Origin of the sequence: Mycetocola saprophilus, from assembly GCF_000718085.1 — a bacterium.
Taxonomy (GTDB): Bacteria; Actinomycetota; Actinomycetes; order Actinomycetales; family Microbacteriaceae; genus Mycetocola; species Mycetocola saprophilus.
Map to the genome: position 1 here is coordinate 85,121 of NZ_JOEC01000003.1, position 16,816 is coordinate 101,936.

Sequence of the window (16,816 nt, forward strand, 5' to 3'; positions counted from 1 at the left end):
CCCCTCCGATAGTCGGAGCAGGTTACGTTCGGATAACTACGCCTGAGGGTTAGTCCCGGGTGCGCAGAAGGCGCACAAAGGTTTCGGCCCGGGCACGGTCGGTTGCCCACACCATGCCGGGTCCGGATCCGGTCGCCGAGCCCAGGGAAACCCCGGCCTCGGCGGGCTTCGCCGAGCGTGCCGAGAAGTGCAGGGCACCCACCCCGGTCGCCGCCACGGCCTCGCAGTTTTCGGGGCTGAGCCCGCCACCGGCCATCAGGGTGATGTCCCCGGCCAACGGCACCAGCTCCCGCAATCGTGGGAGGGCATCCCCCACGCTGCTTTCCCCACCCGAGGTGAGGATGCGCCCGATCCCCGAGCCCCGCAGGGACTCCAGGGTGCGCGCCTGATCACGGACATAGTCGAAGGCGCGGTGCAGGGTCACAAAGACCCCGTCCGCCGCCTCGATCAGCCGATCGAGGGTGTCCCGGTCCAGCTCGCCGTCGCGCAGCGCACCGATCACCACCCCGTCCACGCCGCGGCGCGCATAGGAGCGCACCTCGGCCACCATCACGGCCACCTCATCCTCGGTGAAGTCGAATCCACCGGGGCGGGGCCGCACCAGCACGTGCACCTGAGCGGGGGTAACCGCGGTGTGTGCCAGTTCGAGGGCGGTCTCCACGAGACCGTCCGAGGGCGAGAGCCCGCCGAGCTCCAGCCCGGCGCACAGCTCGATTCGATCCAGACCCAGATCCGTGGCGATGCGGATGCCGGCGAGGTCGCCGACGGCCATTTCCAGGGTCTGGTTGGTCGCATTTGCATTCGCACTCATGGCAGGATCACTCATCTCTCGGGTCGGGTCGGGGTCGTTTTTCGCGCTTAGGGCAGAATCACCGGAATTCGGTGTCTGCCGAGCTCGATTTTATGTGCGCTCACGGCAGGATCACTGCCTCGAGCGCGGGGTCCTGAGCGAACGTATCGAAGGGGAACATCGGCCGGTCGATCCGGTGATGGCCGAGACGTTCGAGGTCTTGGTCGACGCCGCCCGGGGTCAGGGCGAGGGTCCATCCGCGCTGCACATCGTAGAGTTCGGGTTCCAGGTACCCGATCTTGGTGACCACAATCTGGGCGTCGGCGGGCGAGAGCCCGATCGCCGTAAAGTCGGTCACCGCGTGATATGCCTTGCGGAATTCGGTCACGATCACGTGCAGCCCACCCACCCGGATGACGGCGATGCGGCCGGCGGCCGGATCACCCTCGTGAAGCGAGTGCAGGATGCCCACCACGCGGGCGGGGCCGGCGGGACCGGAGTCCACGCGGGCACCCACGGCGATATCGACGGGGGCACCGATCGGGGTCTGGGCGAGCACATCCAGGGCCTCGCGGTCAAAGACCGAGGCGCACAGGGTGATCGGGGAGTCTTCGGCGGTCAGCCGCTCGTCGGCGAGCAGCTGGGTCAGGGTCCAGGTCACGTCGCCGGTGCCGCCGGCGCCTGGATTGTCGCCCGAGTCGCTGATCAGGTAGGGGTGAGTGGCACTGGCCAGGCCCGCGTCCACACCCTCGGCGAGGGTTCCGGGGGGACCCACAAATTCGAACTCGTCGCGCACGTCCCAGAAGGCGCGAGCCAGCTCGTGGGCGCGGGCGGCGATGACCTCGCGGTCATAGCCGGTGACCACGACGGTCGCGTTGCAGCGGGGCTCATCGGCCCAGGCGTAACCGACCCAGATGGCCGCGTCCACAACCTCGGGCAGCGCCTCGATTGCCGGGATCCGCTCATACAGGCTCTTGGCGGGCTCGACCCGGGTGCTGGTCTTTTCCCCGGGCAGCAGGATCGGCACGCGCACCCAGGCCTTGAGCGGGGTACGACCCTCGCGCAGCGCGTCCACCAGGTTGATGATCGCGCGGTCGCGGGTCTCCCAGGCGTCCTCATGCGGGGCCAGGCGGAAGCAGGTAATCAGGTTGACGGCGTCCAGCAGCGGCTGGGTCACGTTGCCGTGCAGGTCCATGGCCGCCGAGATCACGGTGTCGGGTCCCACCAGGGCACGCACGGCCGAGACAAAGTCACCCTCTGCGTCATCCATACCGTCCACGCTCATGGCACCGTGGATGTCGAGGAAGACGCCGTCCAGCGGCCCCTCGGCCAGCAGTGCGGCGAGGCCGTCGAGGATCTGGGTGCGGATGCTGGCGTACACGTGCGCCAGGACCGGACCGCCGGGAATCGCGCGGGCACCGAGTACCGGCAGCCACTGGGCGGCGTCGCGCAGTTCGGTGCCGGGGGCGATCGAGGCGTAGCGGTTCACGAGGGCGTCGCCGGTGACGATCGGGAAGTCGCGGAAGTCGGCGCGGTGCGGCGAGAAGGTGCTCGATTCGATGGCGAAACCGGCGATCGCGATGCGCGGAAGAGTTGGGGCGGAAGTGCTCATATCCCCAGCATCGGTTCACTTGGGCGATCGAGCAAGCCCGGACGGGCAAATCTCCAAAAACGTAACAAGCACGTAATATATCTCCAATTAATTGGATTAAGTTTCTACGAAATCAAATTAACTTGCGTTGGCGCGCAGCTCCGCATCGATCCGAGCCGGGTCCACAATCTCCTCCAGCAGTGCCCAGCCGATCCCCTGCACACCGCCGGTCCAGCCAATTTCACTCACCGAGACATCGAGGAAGTCCGTGGCCATCGGCAGACACTGCGTGTAGATCGCCTGGCGCACCCCGGCCACAAACGCCTCGGACTGGGAGAGCTTGCCGCCGAGCACCAGGGCCTCGGGATTGAAGAAGTTGACAATCGTCGCCAGCACCTCGCCGGTGCGTCGTCCGGCATCACGCAGGTAGCGGGTGGCCAGGGGGTGGGCGTCGCAGGCGATCGCGATCAGCTCGTTCATCGACTCAACTTCAACCCCCTCCTCGCGCAGTGAATCGAGGATCGCCGATCCGCTGGCGATCACATCGAGGCACCCCAGGCGTCCACAGGAACACGGGATCGGCTCGGCATCGCTCAGCGAGACGTGGCTGATATCCCCGGCAATCCCGCGGAACCCGCGGTGCAGGGCACCCGAGGCGATCACGCCGCAGCCGATTCCGGTTCCGGCTTTGACAAACACCAGGTTGTCAATGTTTTGGCCGCGGTAGACGTACTCCCCCAGCGCCATAATGTTGGCGTCGTTGTCCACCCGGGCGGGCAGTCCCGAGTAGGACTCCAGCAGCTCGCGCACGGCGACACCGTTCCAGCCGGGCATCCGCGAGGGCGCCACCAGCTTGCCGGTGCGGGAGTCCACCGGGCCCGGCAGTCCCATCGCGATACCGGCGAGTTCCAGGCCCTCCCCGGCCTCAGCCACCAGCGCCCGACTGCGCTCGACCAGCTGGCGCACCACGGCCTCGGGTCCGTCAATCAGCGAGACGGTTTCCAGGGACTGGGCGATCAGCCGGGCGCGACGATCCATGACCCCGAGGGACGCATGATGCTCCCCCAAGTCGATGCCGACAACCACCTGATTGCCCACCTTGAGCGACAGCGAGCGCGGCTTGCGTCCACCGGTGGATTCCCCCTTGCCGGTTTCCTCGAGGTAGCCGGCGGCGATCAGTTCCTCCACCCGCATCGCGACGGTGGAGGCCGAGACGCCGGACAGGCGCGCGAGTTCGGCACGGGAGGAGGCCTGCCCGGTCCGGATCAGGTGGAACAGGGACCCGGCGCTCGCCCCGGCGTTCTGCGCAGCGGCGGCCTTGCCGCCCCCGCGACGCCCGGGCACCACCGGTTCCGCGGGCACCGCCTGGCGTGGTTCGACCGATGCGGTGGGGACGGGATTCGCGGTCACGGGGCCTCCTGAAAGCGTGGGTTCTCGCACATTACCGCACTTAGTCCGTGATTGGAGAAAGGTTCTTCGAAACTCGCGGTAATATCGCCCCGAAGGTCGAAATATGACATTTTCGGCGGGCATCCCCGAGCTCCGAACACCGCGTGCAAGAATGGCCGCATGTACCTGTCGATCACCCTCACCGGCTCCCACGCCTCGGGGCTGAACCACCTCCTGCACAAGCACCCCGATCGGGTGCATCGGCGCGAAAAGAATGGCAGCACGGCCACCGTGTTTACCCCGGTCTTCGAGCCCGATCGCGTCACCGTCGGGCTGCTGCTTGAGGTCGACCCGATCGGGCTGGTGCGCGGGCAGGGGGCCGCGCGGGATTCGTTTACTCTCGGCCAGTATGTAAACGACCGGCCCTACGCCGCCAACTCGCTGCTCGCGGTCGCGCTGCGGCAGAGCTTCTCCACCGCGTTTGCCGGGAACTCCACGGCGCGTGCGGACATCGTGGACATCCCGCTTCCGCTGCGCTTCGAGATTCCCGCGCTGCCGGGCGACACCCTGATTCGTGAGCTGTTTGAGCCGCTGGGATGGCGGGTGAGCGAGACCGAGGTGCCGCTTGATCCCGAGATCCCCGCCTGGGGCTCGGCCGCGGTGCGCCGGGTGGTCCTGGAACAGGACATCGTGCTGGCCCGCGCCCTCAGCCAGCTCTACGTCCTGTTGCCGGTACTCGATGGGGCCAAGCACTACTGGGTGGATCAGAGCGAAACCCAGACCCTGCTGCGTCACGGCGGCGACTGGCTCGCGAGCCACCCCCGGCGCGAGCTGATCCTGCGCCGCGCGCTCATCCATCAGGGTGAGTATGTGGACGAGGCGATCGCGGCCCTGGATGGGGTGGCGGACGCACCGGGCGTACCGGGGGCACCGGCCACGTCGGCCATCGGTGTCGTGGCGAGCGCGACCGGTTCCGCGGCTAACAAGACCGGTCCCGCAGCAAGCGCGACCGACCCCGCGGCGAGTGCCACCCCGCGCGTCTCCCTCGCCCGCGAGCGGCGCGACGGCATCCTGGCCCGGCTGCGCGAACTGCCGGTGTCCACCGTGGTCGACATGGGCTGTGGCCAGGGGGCGCTGCTGAACGTCCTGCTGCGTGATGCCCGCTTCACCCGCGTGATCGGCGCCGACGTGTCCCCGAGCGTGCTCGCCCAGGCCGAACGCGCGCTGGGCCTGGACCGGATGCCCGAGACGCAGCGTGCGCGGCTGGAACTCGTCCAGTCCTCGCTCACCTACCGGGATGACCGCCTGGCCGGGGCCGACGCGATGGTGCTGATGGAGGTCATCGAACACCTGGACGCCGAGCGCCTGCCCCGGCTCGAACTCGCCGTCTTTGCCCATGCCCGGCCCGCCCACGTGCTGGTGAGTACCCCGAATGCCGAGTACAACGTGCACTATCCGGGCCTGGCCCCCGGGTCCTTCCGGCACACCGATCACCGCTTCGAGTGGACCCGCGCCGAGTTTGCCAACTGGGCCGAACGGGTGGCCGCCGAACACGGCTACCGGGTGGCCTATTCGGGCCTGGGCCCCGAGGATCCCGCCACGGGTGCCCCGACCCAGCTCGCAACCTTCACCCGGGCGGGCACCGTATGAGCGCCGTTACCCCCACCGAATTCCGAGGAGCATCCGCATGAGCGAGTCCATCACGCCGATCGAGGTACGCATCCCCGAGGTGTCGCTGGTCCTGCTGGTCGGGGCCTCCGGCTCGGGAAAGTCGACGTTCGGGCGGGAGAAGTTTGCCCCGTTCGAGGTGGTGTCCAGCGACTTCTGTCGCGGCCTGGTCGCCGGGGACGAAAACGATCAGTCGGCCAGTAAGGACGCCTTCGACGTACTCGAGTACATCGTGGGCAAGCGCCTGGCCGCCGGCCGGCTCACCGTGGTGGATGCCACCAACGTGCAGCCGGGCTCGCGCGCCTCGCTGATCAACCTGGCCCGCGCTCACGATGTGCTCCCGGTCGCGATTGTCCTGGACATGCCCGAGCAGGTCTGCCGCGAACGCAATCGCCTTCGCCCCGACCGCCAAAACTCCGACGCTGTCATCACCCGACAGCGCGATGCCCTCCGCCGCTCCCGTAAGTCGATGGGCCGTGAGGGTCTGCGCGGCGTTCACGTGCTCTCCTCCCCCGAGGAGGCGGATGCCGCTGTCATTGTGCGCGAGAAACTGCGCACCGATCTGACCGATCAGCACGGACCCTTCGACGCGATCGGCGACGTGCACGGCTGCCTGAGCGAGCTGGAAACCCTGCTCACCACCCTGGGCTATACCCTCACCAGAGATAATGCCGGTCGCCCCATCGACGCCGAGCATCCCCAGGGACGCCGGGTGATCCTGCTGGGCGACCTGGTGGATCGCGGCCCCGATTCGGTGGGCGTGCTGCGCCTGGCGATGGGCATGCACGCCGCCGGCCATGCGCTGGTGGTGCCCGGAAACCACGAGCAGGCGCTGATCAACGCGCTGGGTGGCAAGAAGGTCAACCTGTCACACGGGCTGGGCGACACCCTGGCCCAGCTCGCCGCCGAACCGAAGGAGTTCACCGACGCTGTGCGCGCCTGGCTGTACTCGCTGGTCTCGCACCTGGTGCTGGATGACGGCAACCTGGTGGTGGCCCACGCGGGGCTCAAGGAGGCCTATCACGGCCGCAGCTCGGGCCGGGTGCGCAGCTTCGCGCTGTACGGGGACACCACCGGGGAGGTGGATGAGTATGACCTGCCGATCCGTCTGCCCTGGCAGCGTGACTACCGCGGATCCGCCGTGGTGCTCTACGGCCACACCCCGATGCTCACCCCGCGCTGGGTCAACAACACGCTGTGCCTGGACACCGGCTGCGCCTTCGGTAACGCCCTGAGCGCGCTGCGCTATCCCGAGCGGGAGATCGTCCAGGTGCCGGCCGAGCGCGTCTATGCCGAATCGCGGCGTCCGCTGGGCGATCCCGAGGACGTGCCGGTGCCCGCGGGGCGGGGACCGGCCACGGCATCCGTGCCCGAACAGGCCACGGTGCCCGCGACCTCAATCGCACCGGCCACGGGATCCGAACCCGCATCCTCCGACGGCACGGCACCCGCACACCCCGAGGCGGGAACCCTGGATCGGTCCGCTTTGGGGAACGCATCGCTGCTCGGTGGGCCCCGGGCCGCCCGTCCTCCCCGCGAGCGCGCCGCCGATGAGCTGCGCCTCGACGACGTCCTGGGCCGCCGCTCGATCGAGACCGGACTACACGGCCGGGTCGCGATCCGCTCGGACAACGCCGCCGGTGCCCTGGAGGTCATGAGCCGCTTTGCGCTCTCCCCCAACCTGCTGCCCACCCTGCCCGCGACCATGGCCCCCGTGGAGACCAGCCGCGAGGAGGGCTACCTGGAGTATCCGACCGAGGCGTTTGCCGGATACCGGGCCGCCGGGATCACCGATCTGATCGCCGAGGAGAAGCACATGGGCTCCCGCGCCCACGTGCTGGTGTGCCGGGACGCGGAAGCGGCCGCCCGCGTGCTGGGCACCACCGCGGATACCACCGGCGCAATCTATACCCGCACCGGCCGCGCATTCTTCGACCCGGCCACCACCGAGGTGTTGCTGGGCCGGATCCGCGCCGCCGCCGACACCGCCGGCCTCTGGGACACCCTCGACACCGACTGGCTGCTGCTGGATGGCGAGCTGCTGCCCTGGTCGCTCAAGGCCGAGGACCTTCTGCGCGGCACCTACGCGGCCACCGCCGCCGCGGGTCGGGCGAGCCTCGGTGCCGCCGGGGCCGACCTGGCCCGGGCCCTCGCCCGCGGGGTCGAGGTCGAGCAGGAGGCCGAGCGAACCGCGTCCCGGCTCGGTCACATCGAGGACTTCGCCGACGCCTACCGCCGTTATGTCTGGCCGGTGGAGGGCCTGGACGGGGTGGAATTTGCCCCGTTCCAGCTGCTCGCCTCCCGCGGCGCCGTGCACCATGAACGCGATCACGGCTGGCACCTGGACATCGCCGACGCCCTGATCGCCGCCGACCCGACAACGTTCCGCACCACCCGGCGGCTGCGCATCAACGCGGCCGACCCCAACGAGGTTTCCGCCGCCACCACCTGGTGGCTCGATCTGACCGCGGCCGGCGGGGAAGGCATGGTGGTCAAGCCGTTTGCGGGCACCAGCTTCGATAAGCACGGACTCGTGCAGCCCGGGCTCAAGGTGCGCGGACGCGAGTATCTGCGCCTGATCTACGGTCCCGACTACACAGATCCGGGCCAGCTTTCCCGGCTGCGCGATCGCCACCTGGGGCAGAAGCGCTCCCTCGCGCTGCGCGAGCACGCGCTGGGCGTCGAGGCGCTCACCCGGTTTGTCCAGGGCGAGCCGCTGTGGCGAGTACACGAGGCGGTTTTTGGCATTCTCGCATTGGAATCCGAGCCGGTGGATCCGCGACTCTGATTCGCGCCGGGCGGCCCCAACGCTACCGTTCGTTTACCCACGAAGCGTAAACTAACCAAATGGAATTTGCGCTCATGCTCGTGGTTGGTGTGTTCATTCTCGTGCTGGTGAGCGTCTTCGCAAACCGGCTGGGAGTGGCGGCACCGCTGATCCTGGTGGTGGTGGGTGTGGGGATGAGCTTCCTGCCCTGGCTGCCGCCGGACTTCCACATCGACCCGTGGATCATCCTGGTGGTGGTGCTTCCCCCGCTGCTGTACTCCTCGGCGGTGAACGTCCCGCTGATGGACTTTAGGCGGAACCTGCGCCCGATCGGCTGGCTGTCCATCGTGCAGGTCATCGTGACCGCGCTGCTGGTGGGTCTGATCATGAACGCGCTGATCCCCGACCTCGGCTTTGCCCTGGGTGTGGCCCTCGGCGCCGTGGTGAGCCCAACCGATGCTGTGGCGGCCACCTCGATCGCCAAGCGGCTGGGTCTGCCCACCCGCCTGGTCACCCTCCTCGAAGGCGAGAGCCTGGTCAACGACGCATCGGCCCTGGTGCTGCTGCGCACGGCCGTGGCCGCGACCGCCGGCGCCGTCTCGATCTGGGGCGCGCTGGGCGACTTCCTCTACGCGGCGGCCCTGGCCATCGTGATCGGTGTGATCGCCGGATACGTCACCGTGTGGATCCGCTCGAAGATCAACGATCCGGTACTCAACACCGCGCTGTCCTTTGTGGTCCCGTTCGTGGCCTATATTCCGGCCGAGGAATTCCACGCGTCGGGTGTGCTGGCGGTGGTGGTCGCGGGTCTGATCACCGGCCATCGAGGCGCCCGCTACTTCCGCGCTCAGGACCGGGTGAGCGAGCGATTGAACTGGCGTACGGTGCAGTTCCTGCTGGAAAACGGCGTGTTCCTGGTCATGGGAATGCAGCTCAACAGCCTGCTCGGCGACGCCCGAGCCGGGGTCACCGGTACCTGGTGGACCATCGCGATCGGCCTGATCATCACCGCGACCCTGATCCTCCTGCGCTTCCTGTTTGTCACCCCGATGATCTGGGGCCTGCGCTCCGAGGAACGCCGCGCGGCGGCGATGCAACCACGGATCGAGAGCGTGAGATCAAAGATCGAGGAGGTGGACAGCGAACGCTGGGATGATGCCCGCAAGGATCGTGCCCGCCGCCTGCTTGCCCGCCGCAGCGCCGATATTAACTTCCTCACGAACGAGGGTCTGGGGTGGCGGGGTGGCACGGTGATCGCGTGGTCCGGGATGCGCGGCGTGGTCACCCTGGCCGCCGCCCAGTCGCTGGATCTCAATACCCCACACCGGGCCGAGCTTGTGCTGATCGCCTTCACGGTGGCATTTGTCACCCTGATGCTGCAGGGCGGAACCCTGCCCTGGGTGATCCGCAAGCTGGGTGTCTCGGGCCCCACCGCCGAGGCCGAACAGCGCGAACTCCAGTCGCTGATGGCCGAGATCAACCAGGCCAGCGAGGCCGCCCTCGCCAGCCCCGAGCTGCGCCGCCCCGACGGCAAGAAGTTCTCCCCCGAGCTGCTCGAACGCACCCGCAAGCAGACGGCCGTGCGTGCCGAGTGGACCGCCAAGGTGGAGCAGGAGGATGCCGAGAACGGCATGAGTATCAGCGATGAGTTCCGGGCCCTGCGCCGGGTCATCCTCGATGCCCAGCGCAACGCCCTGCTGGATGCCCGCTCGACCGGAAACTACAGCTCCCCGCGCCTGGCGGCCGTGCAGCACCTGCTCGACAACGAGGACATCCGGCTCTCCCCCGGGGAGCAGGGCCACTAGGCTCCGCCTCCCGCACACAACAAAACGTCCGCCCCGGCAACGGGACGGACGTTTTGTTATTGGCGTGGGGTGCCGGGCTTCTAGCCGTGCGAGGCCTGGATGCTGCGCAGGCGCTCGAGCACCTGGTCGCGCAGATCCTGCGGGGCCGATTCCTTGCAGGCACGCTGGATGACCTCGGTCAGGGTGCGGGACAGATCCGCCTCTCCCTGGCAGGACGGGCAGGTTTCCAGGTGCGCCCGAATGTCCGCGGCGTCGGTCTTGCAGACCTCGTTACGCAGATACTCTTCCAAATTGGTTTTGGCCGCTTCGCAGCCGCAGTCTCCACTCATTGACCGCTCCTTGCCTCTGAGGGGATCGAAATCCCACGTTCGATTGCATAGTCCGCGAGTAACTCGCGCAGGAGGCGACGCCCCCGATGTAGTCGGCTCATGACGGTCCCGACCGGGGTCTTCATGATGTCGGCGATTTCCTGGTAGGCAAAGCCCTCCACGTCTGCCAGGTACACGGCGAGACGGAAGTCCTCGGGAATCGCCTGCAGCGCTTCCTTCACCGCGCTGTCGGGCATCCGGTCGATGGCCTCGGCCTCGGCCGAACGCGAGGCGCGCGCGGTGGTGGACTCGGCCCCGCCGAGCTGCCAGTCCTCAAGATCATCGATCGTGCCCTGATAGGGCTCGCGCTGCTTCTTGCGGTACTGGTTGATGTAGGTGTTGGTGAGAATCCGGTACAGCCAGGCCTTGAGGTTGGTCCCCTGGCGGAACTGACCAAACGCCGCATAGGCCTTCACGAAGGTTTCCTGCACGAGGTCCTGGGCGTCCGGTGGATTCTTTGTCATCCGCATCGCGGCACCATAGAGTTGGTCAAGGAAGGGCAGTGCCTGTTCCTCGAACAACGCCCGGGGGTCGTCGCCCGCGGGGGGATTCTGGGATACTTCGTCTTCTGACATCGCAACCCAGTCTACGTCGAGTGCGGTCCCGGGGTCTGGAAGGTCGCCAATTACCTCCGCAAACTGGTCCCGCACCGGGGTCTGAACTACCACCCGTCCACCTTTCCTCGCTTAGTGCCGCTAGATTAGGTAAACAATGCTTGAGTCACAGTATTCCGCGCCCGAGTTCGATATTTACGGTGTCAACCGCCCCGGAGGCGAGCCCGGAGACTGGCCCGCGCCGGTCGCATCCGCGCCAATCCGGGCCACGGTGCCCCTGCCGGGGTCCAAATCCCTCACCAATCGCGAGCTGATTATTGCCGCGTTGGCAAACGGCCCGACCCTGCTGCGGGCGCCCCTGCACTCCCAGGACAGCGACAATATGGTCGCGGCGCTGCGCGCCCTGGGCGTGACCATCACCGAGGTAGCCCCGGCCACCGAGGGCGGCTTTGGCAACGACCTCAAGATTGTGCCCGCCGAGGAGCTGCTGGGCTCGACCACGGTGGACTGCGGCCAGGCCGGCACCGTGATGCGCTTCCTGCCGCCGGTGGCCGCGCTCGCACTTGGACCGACCACGATCGACGCCGATGCCTCCGCGCGTCGCCGCCCGATGAACACGCTGATCCAGGCGCTGCGCGCGCTCGGGGTCGACATCAACGACGACGCTCGCGGCACCCTGCCCTTCACCGTGCACGGCACCGGCGAGGTGCGCGGCGGTCGGATCGAGATCGACGCCTCCAGCTCCAGCCAGTTTGTCTCGGCCCTGCTGCTGGCGGGTTCGGCATTCACCGAGGGTGTGCACGTGGTGCACACCGGCGAGCGCCTGCCGAGCATCCCGCACATCGACATGACCATCAAGGTGCTCGCCGAGCACGGCGTCGAGGTCACCTCCCCGGCCACCGGCGAGTGGATCGTGGCCCCGCAGACCATCCGCGCCCAGGACGTCACGATCGAGCCCGACCTCTCCAACGCCGCCCCCTTCCTGGTGGCCGCGGTCGCGACCGGTGGAACCGTGTCGGTGCCGAACTGGCCCGCCGAGACCACCCAGGTGGGTGCGCACCTGGCCGAGCTGCTGCCGCAGTTTGGTGCCACCGTGACCTATGCCGACGGCGTGCTGACCGTCACCGGCCCCGACACGATCGTGGGTGCCGACATCGACCTGACCACCGGCGGCGAGCTCGCTCCCCCGCTGGCCGCCCTGGCCGCGCTGGCCACCACCCCGACCACCCTCACCGGCATCGGTCACATTCGCCACCACGAGACCGACCGTCTGGCGGCCCTGCGCACCGAGATCGAACGCCTCGGCGGACAGGTTGAGGAGCTCGAGGACGGCCTGCGGATCACCCCGCAGCCGCTGCACGGCGGCCAGTGGCTGAGCTATGAGGACCACCGGATGTCCACCGCCGGCGCGATCATCGGCCTGGTGACCCCGGGTGTGGAGATCGAGAACATCGGTGCCACCGCCAAGACCATGCCCGACTTCCCGCAGATGTGGGCGCGCATGCTCGCCGGAACCGTGGACCCGACCCGGGCGGTCCAGGCATGATCCGGATCGGCCGCACCACCAAGGCACGCGCATGAGCTGGTGGGATGAGGTTTCCGGGCCCGATGAGGACGATGACTACATCGATGAGTCCTCGATCCGCACCCGACCCAACCGCAAGGGCACGCGTCCGCGCACCAAGGTGCGGCCGAGCCACAGCGACGCCCAGACCGGGCGGATCGTCGCGGTAGACCGCGGCCGCTACCAGGTCATGGTGGACGAGAACGGTGCCGATGAGCGCACCATCACCGCCTCGCGCGCCTCCGAGCTGCGCAAGCAGGGCATCGTCGCCGGCGACCGGGTGGACCTCGTGGGTGACCTCTCCGGGGACGACGGAACCCTGGCCCGGATCGTCCGCATCCAGGAGCGCAGCACGCTGCTGCGCCGCTCGGCGGATGACACCGACGAGGTCGAGCGGATCATCGTGGCCAACGCCGATCAGATGCTGATCGTTGTCGCCGCCGCCAATCCCGAGCCGCGCGCCCGCCTGGTGGATCGCTACCTGATCGCCGCCTACGATGCCGGGGTCACCCCGATGCTCGTGGTCACCAAGACCGACCTGGCCGACCCGGCGGAGTTCCTGGCGAACTTTGTGGGCCTGGACATCCCGGTCTTCACCAGCCGCACCGACTCGATGCCGCTCGAGGAGATCCATGCGGCCCTGCGCGGCCACTCAACCGTGTTTGTGGGCCACTCCGGTGTGGGTAAGTCCACGCTGGTCAACGCACTGGTTCCCAGCGCTCAGCGCGCCACCGGGCACGTCAACGCGGTGACCGGGCGCGGTCGACACACCTCCTCCTCCACGGTGTCCTACCGGATCTCCGATTCCGAGGGTGCGGGCTGGGTCATCGACACCCCGGGTGTGCGCTCCTTCGGGCTCGGCCACATCAACACCGATAACATCCTCAAAGCCTTCGGCGACTTCGCCCAGGTGGCCGACACCTGTCCGCGCGGATGCACGCACCTCGAGGATGCCCCCGACTGCGCGATCGCCGCGGCCGCCGCCTCGGGCGAGCTGGGTGAGGCGGGTCCCGCCCGCCTGGACTCGCTGCAGCGCCTGCTGAAAACCTTCGCCAAGCGCGCCGAGCCCGAGAGCTAGGACGCACACGGGGCGGGGCCGGGGAGCACAGACTCCCCGGCCCCGTTTCGTGTCTGCGACACCCCACGCTCGAATCCGTCGGCCGTGCTGGGTAGGCTTATGACATGACCGATTATCCTCGTCTCGCACTCGGCGACACCGCACCCGATTTCACCCTGCTCGACCAGGACGGCCAGCCCGTTCACCTCGCCGATCTGCGCGGCAAGAAGGTCATCCTCTACTTCTACCCCGCCGCAATGACCCCGGGCTGCACCACCCAGGCCTGCGACTTCCGCGACAACATCGCCTCGCTCGGGGCCGCAGGCTACACGGTCATCGGCATCTCCAAGGATGCGCCCGGCAAGCTCAAGACCTTCCAGGAGCGCGACCACCTGCCCTTCCCGCTGCTGAGCGATGAGAACCTCGCGGTGCACCAGGCCTACGGCGCCTACGGCGAGAAGAACAACTACGGCAAGATCATCCTCGGCACCATCCGCTCCACCGTGGTGCTGGATGAAAACGGCGTGGTCACCCTGCCCTGGTACAACGTCAAGGCCACCGGCCACGTGGCCAGCCTGCGCAAGAAGCTCGGCATCGACGCCTAAGTGCCGCACACACAAAACCGGGCCGATCTGAATGATCGGCCCGGTTTTTGTTGCGTCTAGCAGGCTGCGGCGACAAGGTTTTGCTGTGCCGGCAGGTTCCGGCGACGAGGTTTTGTTATTCGGGCGGTTACCGGGCGGCGACGATTTTTGTTATTCGGGCTCGGTACTGCCCGCGTCCGGCGTCCGTTCGGCCTCGATCCGGCGCAGCCAGCCGCTCAGGATGCGCTCCAGATCCGCGCGATCCTGCGCATCCAGTCCAGCCAGGAGACGCTGCTCCTCGGCCACATGCGCGGTGTAGGCCGCATCGATCAGCTCCTTGCCCGCGAGGGTGAGCGCGATGACCCGTCCGCGGGCATCGCCCTCGGCCGTCCGCCGGGTGATCAGGCCCGCACGCTCCAACCGGTCCACCCGCTTGGTCATCGCACCGGTGGTCACCATGGTGTTGTGGGCGAGATCCGAGGGCGAACGCTCAAATGGGGTGCCGGCGCGGCGCAGCGTGGCGAGCACGTCGAAGTCACCCTCGCCGAGACCAAAGCGCGCGTAGTTGGCCAGGATGTCCACCATCAGGAAGCTGCCCACGCGGTGCAGTCTTCCGATGACGCCGAGCGGGGAGACATCGAGGTCCGGGCGCTCGGCGGCCCAGGCTGCCTGAATCCGGTCGACGTGATCCGGGGTCTCGGGAAAAGTCATGTCTCCAGCCTAACCCAGAACCGGAGATAGTTTCCATGGAAAGTGTTACAGTATCTTCCATGGAAACTAATTTGCGCTGGATCCTGATCACGGCGATCGCGCCGATCCTCTGGGGATCCACCTACTACGTCACCGCGCACCTGCTACCCGCCGATTCCCCGCTCTGGGGATCGGCCATTCGCGCGCTGCCCGCGGGCCTGATCCTGCTGGCAATCAGCCGGAAGCTGCCGCGCGGATCCTGGTGGTGGCGCTCGCTCGTGCTGGGCACGATCAATATGGGGGCGTTCTTCGCCCTGGTCTACGTCGCCGCCCAGCTCCTGCCCACCAGCATCGCCTCCACGATCATGGCGACCGGCCCGATCGTGATGATGCTGGTCGCCTGGGCACTGATCCGCGAGCGCCCGAAGATCATCGCGGTGGTCGGGGCCATTCTCGGGCTCGCCGGCGTCGCGATCATGCTGGGTGGGGGCGGCGGCGCGATCAGCCCGCTCGGCGTCCTGGCCTCGGTGGCCGCCATGGTCCTCAGCGCGTTCGGCTTTGTCCTCGCCAAGCGCTGGGCCGGGCAGGTGGATCCGCTCTCGCTCTCCGCCTGGCAACTGATCGCCGCGGGCCTGGTCCTGCTGGTTGCGGCGGCCCTGTTCGAGGGCGCGCCCCCGACTCTCACCCCGAACATGCTGTGGGGATTCGGCTACGTCTCGATCCTCGCCACCGCACTCGCCTACACCGCCTGGTTCACCGGACTCAAGCACCTCAGCGCGGGGAGCGTGGGCCTGATCGGCCTGCTCAACCCGGTGGTTGGCGTCCTCCTGGGCACCGTTCTGGCGGGCGAATCACTCACCCCACAGCAGATCCTCGGGCTGGTCCTGATTCTGGTGGGCATCGTGCTGGGGCAGCCGATCGTCGACCGCCTCCGGGCACGCCGGAACAATACCCGGCACGAGCGACTACCCGGCACCACGCGCTAATCAGGCGGGCACAAACCGGTCCGCACCGATCATGACCATGACCACACCATCGACGGAGCAACGAGACGGGGCATCCGCCGATTCGGCGATCACAGGGACGCGCTAGCGGCGCTGGCTGCGGTAGCGGGCCTCTTCGTCGGGATCCTCATGCCGCAGCACCGCCGTGACGGGCTTGGAGAGCAGTAGCGCGATCGCGATGACCGAGGGGATCAGGATCGCGATGCCCGCGAGCGGCTGCGCGGTCTCGCCCTGGAAGGCCCCCACGGCAATCGCCAGCTGCAGGACCTGCCAGATCAGCGCACCCGCCCGCACCCAGCGCGCCAGACGCAGCGAGGCAATAAAGAGGGACACCACCCAGAGCGCACCGGCGGCCACCAGCACGGTGAGCGCGATCGCGGTGGGCATCGAGGTGGCGCGCTGGGTGAACAGGTCCACCACCAGCCAGCCGGTCACCAGGATCATCGCCAGCGCCTCGAGTCCGAGGATCACACTGAGCCAGCGCAGGTTGGGGTGCACGCCGGAGGGGGCGGGGACGGATGAACGATCGGTATCGTCGGACTGAGACATGGACAAACCCTTAGAAAACTCTTGCGCTGTGGTGACCAATATGCGACCATATTTGAGGCCGAGTCGCCGCTCACAGGGTCGTGGGCACCAACGCGTTTATTGTTTCGCGACCTCTGAGACTCGGTACGATCCCCTCACACCGACCTTAGCTGGTTGGGAACCGTATTCAAAAAAGGAGCACCCCCATGGACTGGCGCGATAAAGCTGCCTGCCTGACAGCCGACCCGGAACTCTTCTTCCCGGTAGGAAACACCGGACCGGCGGTTGACCAGATCGAGAAGGCCAAGACGGTCTGCGGTCGTTGCAACGTCACCGAGCTGTGCCTGCAGTACGCGCTGGAGACCGGTCAGGACTCGGGCGTTTGGGGTGGCCTCTCCGAGGATGAGCGCCGCGCACTGAAGCGTCGTGCCGCTCGCGCACGCCGCGCCTCCTAATC

Annotated in this window: 15 protein-coding genes; 8 read left to right on the forward strand and 7 right to left on the reverse strand. The window is 67.9% G+C overall.

The features are described from left to right. Positions 1–49: 49 nt before the first annotated feature. From IE92_RS0112885 to IE92_RS0112895, 3 genes are all read right to left on the reverse strand, one after another. The gene (locus tag IE92_RS0112885; protein ID WP_051701937.1) at positions 50–811 is read right to left on the reverse strand and encodes a copper homeostasis protein CutC; all 762 of its coding nucleotides are present in this window, start codon (positions 809–811) and stop codon (positions 50–52) included. Positions 812–911: 100 nt separating this feature from the next. Beyond that, the gene (locus IE92_RS0112890; RefSeq protein WP_030148915.1) at positions 912–2,402 is read right to left on the reverse strand and encodes a M81 family metallopeptidase; all 1,491 of its coding nucleotides are present in this window, start codon (positions 2,400–2,402) and stop codon (positions 912–914) included. 117 nt (positions 2,403–2,519) lie between these two features. Beyond that, a complete protein-coding gene (locus IE92_RS0112895) occupies positions 2,520–3,791 on the reverse strand; it encodes an ROK family transcriptional regulator (protein WP_245601292.1) in 1,272 nt (423 codons plus the stop codon). Positions 3,792–3,950: 159 nt separating this feature from the next. Here IE92_RS0112895 and IE92_RS0112900 point away from each other — a divergent pair, with 159 nt between their 5' ends. The 3 genes from IE92_RS0112900 to IE92_RS0112910 are packed head-to-tail and all read left to right on the forward strand — an operon-like array spanning position 3,951 to position 10,010. Continuing rightward, positions 3,951–5,420, forward strand: coding sequence for a 3' terminal RNA ribose 2'-O-methyltransferase Hen1 (locus IE92_RS0112900; protein ID WP_030148917.1), 1,470 nt, complete (start codon positions 3,951–3,953; stop codon positions 5,418–5,420). Between the two features lie 37 nt (positions 5,421–5,457). Next, positions 5,458–8,226, forward strand: coding sequence for an AAA family ATPase (locus IE92_RS18990; protein WP_030148918.1), 2,769 nt, complete (start codon positions 5,458–5,460; stop codon positions 8,224–8,226). A gap of 59 nt (positions 8,227–8,285) precedes the next feature. After that, positions 8,286–10,010 (forward strand): cation:proton antiporter, encoded by a 1,725-nt coding sequence (locus IE92_RS0112910; RefSeq protein WP_030148919.1) that lies wholly within the window; start codon positions 8,286–8,288, stop codon positions 10,008–10,010. Positions 10,011–10,090: 80 nt separating this feature from the next. On the opposite strand, the gene rsrA is transcribed toward IE92_RS0112910, so the two are convergent. Together rsrA and IE92_RS0112920 are read right to left on the reverse strand one after the other, a co-directional pair. Further along, positions 10,091–10,339, reverse strand: coding sequence for a mycothiol system anti-sigma-R factor (gene rsrA / locus IE92_RS0112915; protein WP_030148920.1), 249 nt, complete (start codon positions 10,337–10,339; stop codon positions 10,091–10,093). Beyond that, on the reverse strand, positions 10,336–10,953 hold the full coding sequence (locus tag IE92_RS0112920; protein ID WP_051701974.1) for a sigma-70 family RNA polymerase sigma factor: 618 nt from the start codon (positions 10,951–10,953) through the stop codon (positions 10,336–10,338). Before IE92_RS0112920 ends, rsrA begins: the two co-directional genes overlap by 4 nt. 136 nt (positions 10,954–11,089) lie before the next feature. On the opposite strand from IE92_RS0112920, the gene aroA reads away from it, so the two are divergent. From aroA to bcp, 3 genes are all read left to right on the forward strand, one after another. Next, complete coding sequence (gene aroA, locus IE92_RS0112925) at positions 11,090–12,478, forward strand: 3-phosphoshikimate 1-carboxyvinyltransferase (protein ID WP_051701938.1); 1,389 nt, start codon at positions 11,090–11,092, stop codon at positions 12,476–12,478. Positions 12,479–12,509: 31 nt separating this feature from the next. Beyond that, complete coding sequence (gene rsgA, locus IE92_RS0112930; protein ID WP_030148923.1) at positions 12,510–13,574, forward strand: ribosome small subunit-dependent GTPase A; 1,065 nt, start codon at positions 12,510–12,512, stop codon at positions 13,572–13,574. Between the two features lie 104 nt (positions 13,575–13,678). Beyond that, positions 13,679–14,158 carry a thioredoxin-dependent thiol peroxidase gene (gene bcp, locus IE92_RS0112935; protein ID WP_030148924.1) on the forward strand — a complete coding sequence of 160 codons (480 nt, stop codon included), beginning with the start codon at positions 13,679–13,681 and terminating at the stop codon, positions 14,156–14,158. Between the two features lie 150 nt (positions 14,159–14,308). Here the strand turns inward: bcp and IE92_RS0112940 are convergent, their stop codons facing one another. After that, the gene (locus IE92_RS0112940) at positions 14,309–14,848 is read right to left on the reverse strand and encodes a MarR family winged helix-turn-helix transcriptional regulator (RefSeq protein ID WP_030148925.1); all 540 of its coding nucleotides are present in this window, start codon (positions 14,846–14,848) and stop codon (positions 14,309–14,311) included. Positions 14,849–14,907: 59 nt separating this feature from the next. On the opposite strand from IE92_RS0112940, the gene IE92_RS0112945 reads away from it, so the two are divergent. Beyond that, entirely contained in the window at positions 14,908–15,813 is a 906-nt protein-coding gene (locus tag IE92_RS0112945; RefSeq protein WP_051701939.1) for a DMT family transporter, read from the forward strand. A 102-nt stretch (positions 15,814–15,915) separates the two neighbouring features. On the opposite strand, the gene IE92_RS17435 is transcribed toward IE92_RS0112945, so the two are convergent. Continuing rightward, positions 15,916–16,380, reverse strand: coding sequence for a hypothetical protein (locus IE92_RS17435; protein ID WP_051701940.1), 465 nt, complete (start codon positions 16,378–16,380; stop codon positions 15,916–15,918). 185 nt (positions 16,381–16,565) lie between these two features. Here IE92_RS17435 and IE92_RS0112955 point away from each other — a divergent pair, with 185 nt between their 5' ends. Further along, a complete protein-coding gene (locus IE92_RS0112955) occupies positions 16,566–16,814 on the forward strand; it encodes a WhiB family transcriptional regulator (protein WP_030148928.1) in 249 nt (82 codons plus the stop codon). Positions 16,815–16,816: the final 2 nt, after the last annotated feature.

Coding starts and splice junctions, on each gene's coding strand:
- IE92_RS0112910 (WP_030148919.1), top strand. CDS start 8,286: ATGGAATTTGCGCTCATGCTCGTGGTTGGTGTGTTCATTCTCGTGCTG.
- IE92_RS18990 (WP_030148918.1), top strand. CDS start 5,458: ATGAGCGAGTCCATCACGCCGATCGAGGTACGCATCCCCGAGGTGTCG.
- IE92_RS0112945 (WP_051701939.1), top strand. CDS start 14,908: ATGGAAACTAATTTGCGCTGGATCCTGATCACGGCGATCGCGCCGATC.
- IE92_RS0112885 (WP_051701937.1), bottom strand. CDS start 811: ATGAGTGCGAATGCAAATGCGACCAACCAGACCCTGGAAATGGCCGTC.
- IE92_RS0112890 (WP_030148915.1), bottom strand. CDS start 2,402: ATGAGCACTTCCGCCCCAACTCTTCCGCGCATCGCGATCGCCGGTTTC.
- IE92_RS0112920 (WP_051701974.1), bottom strand. CDS start 10,953: ATGTCAGAAGACGAAGTATCCCAGAATCCCCCCGCGGGCGACGACCCC.
- rsgA (WP_030148923.1), top strand. CDS start 12,510: ATGAGCTGGTGGGATGAGGTTTCCGGGCCCGATGAGGACGATGACTAC.
- IE92_RS0112940 (WP_030148925.1), bottom strand. CDS start 14,848: ATGACTTTTCCCGAGACCCCGGATCACGTCGACCGGATTCAGGCAGCC.
- aroA (WP_051701938.1), top strand. CDS start 11,090: ATGCTTGAGTCACAGTATTCCGCGCCCGAGTTCGATATTTACGGTGTC.
- IE92_RS17435 (WP_051701940.1), bottom strand. CDS start 16,380: ATGTCTCAGTCCGACGATACCGATCGTTCATCCGTCCCCGCCCCCTCC.
- bcp (WP_030148924.1), top strand. CDS start 13,679: ATGACCGATTATCCTCGTCTCGCACTCGGCGACACCGCACCCGATTTC.
- IE92_RS0112955 (WP_030148928.1), top strand. CDS start 16,566: ATGGACTGGCGCGATAAAGCTGCCTGCCTGACAGCCGACCCGGAACTC.
- IE92_RS0112900 (WP_030148917.1), top strand. CDS start 3,951: ATGTACCTGTCGATCACCCTCACCGGCTCCCACGCCTCGGGGCTGAAC.
- rsrA (WP_030148920.1), bottom strand. CDS start 10,339: ATGAGTGGAGACTGCGGCTGCGAAGCGGCCAAAACCAATTTGGAAGAG.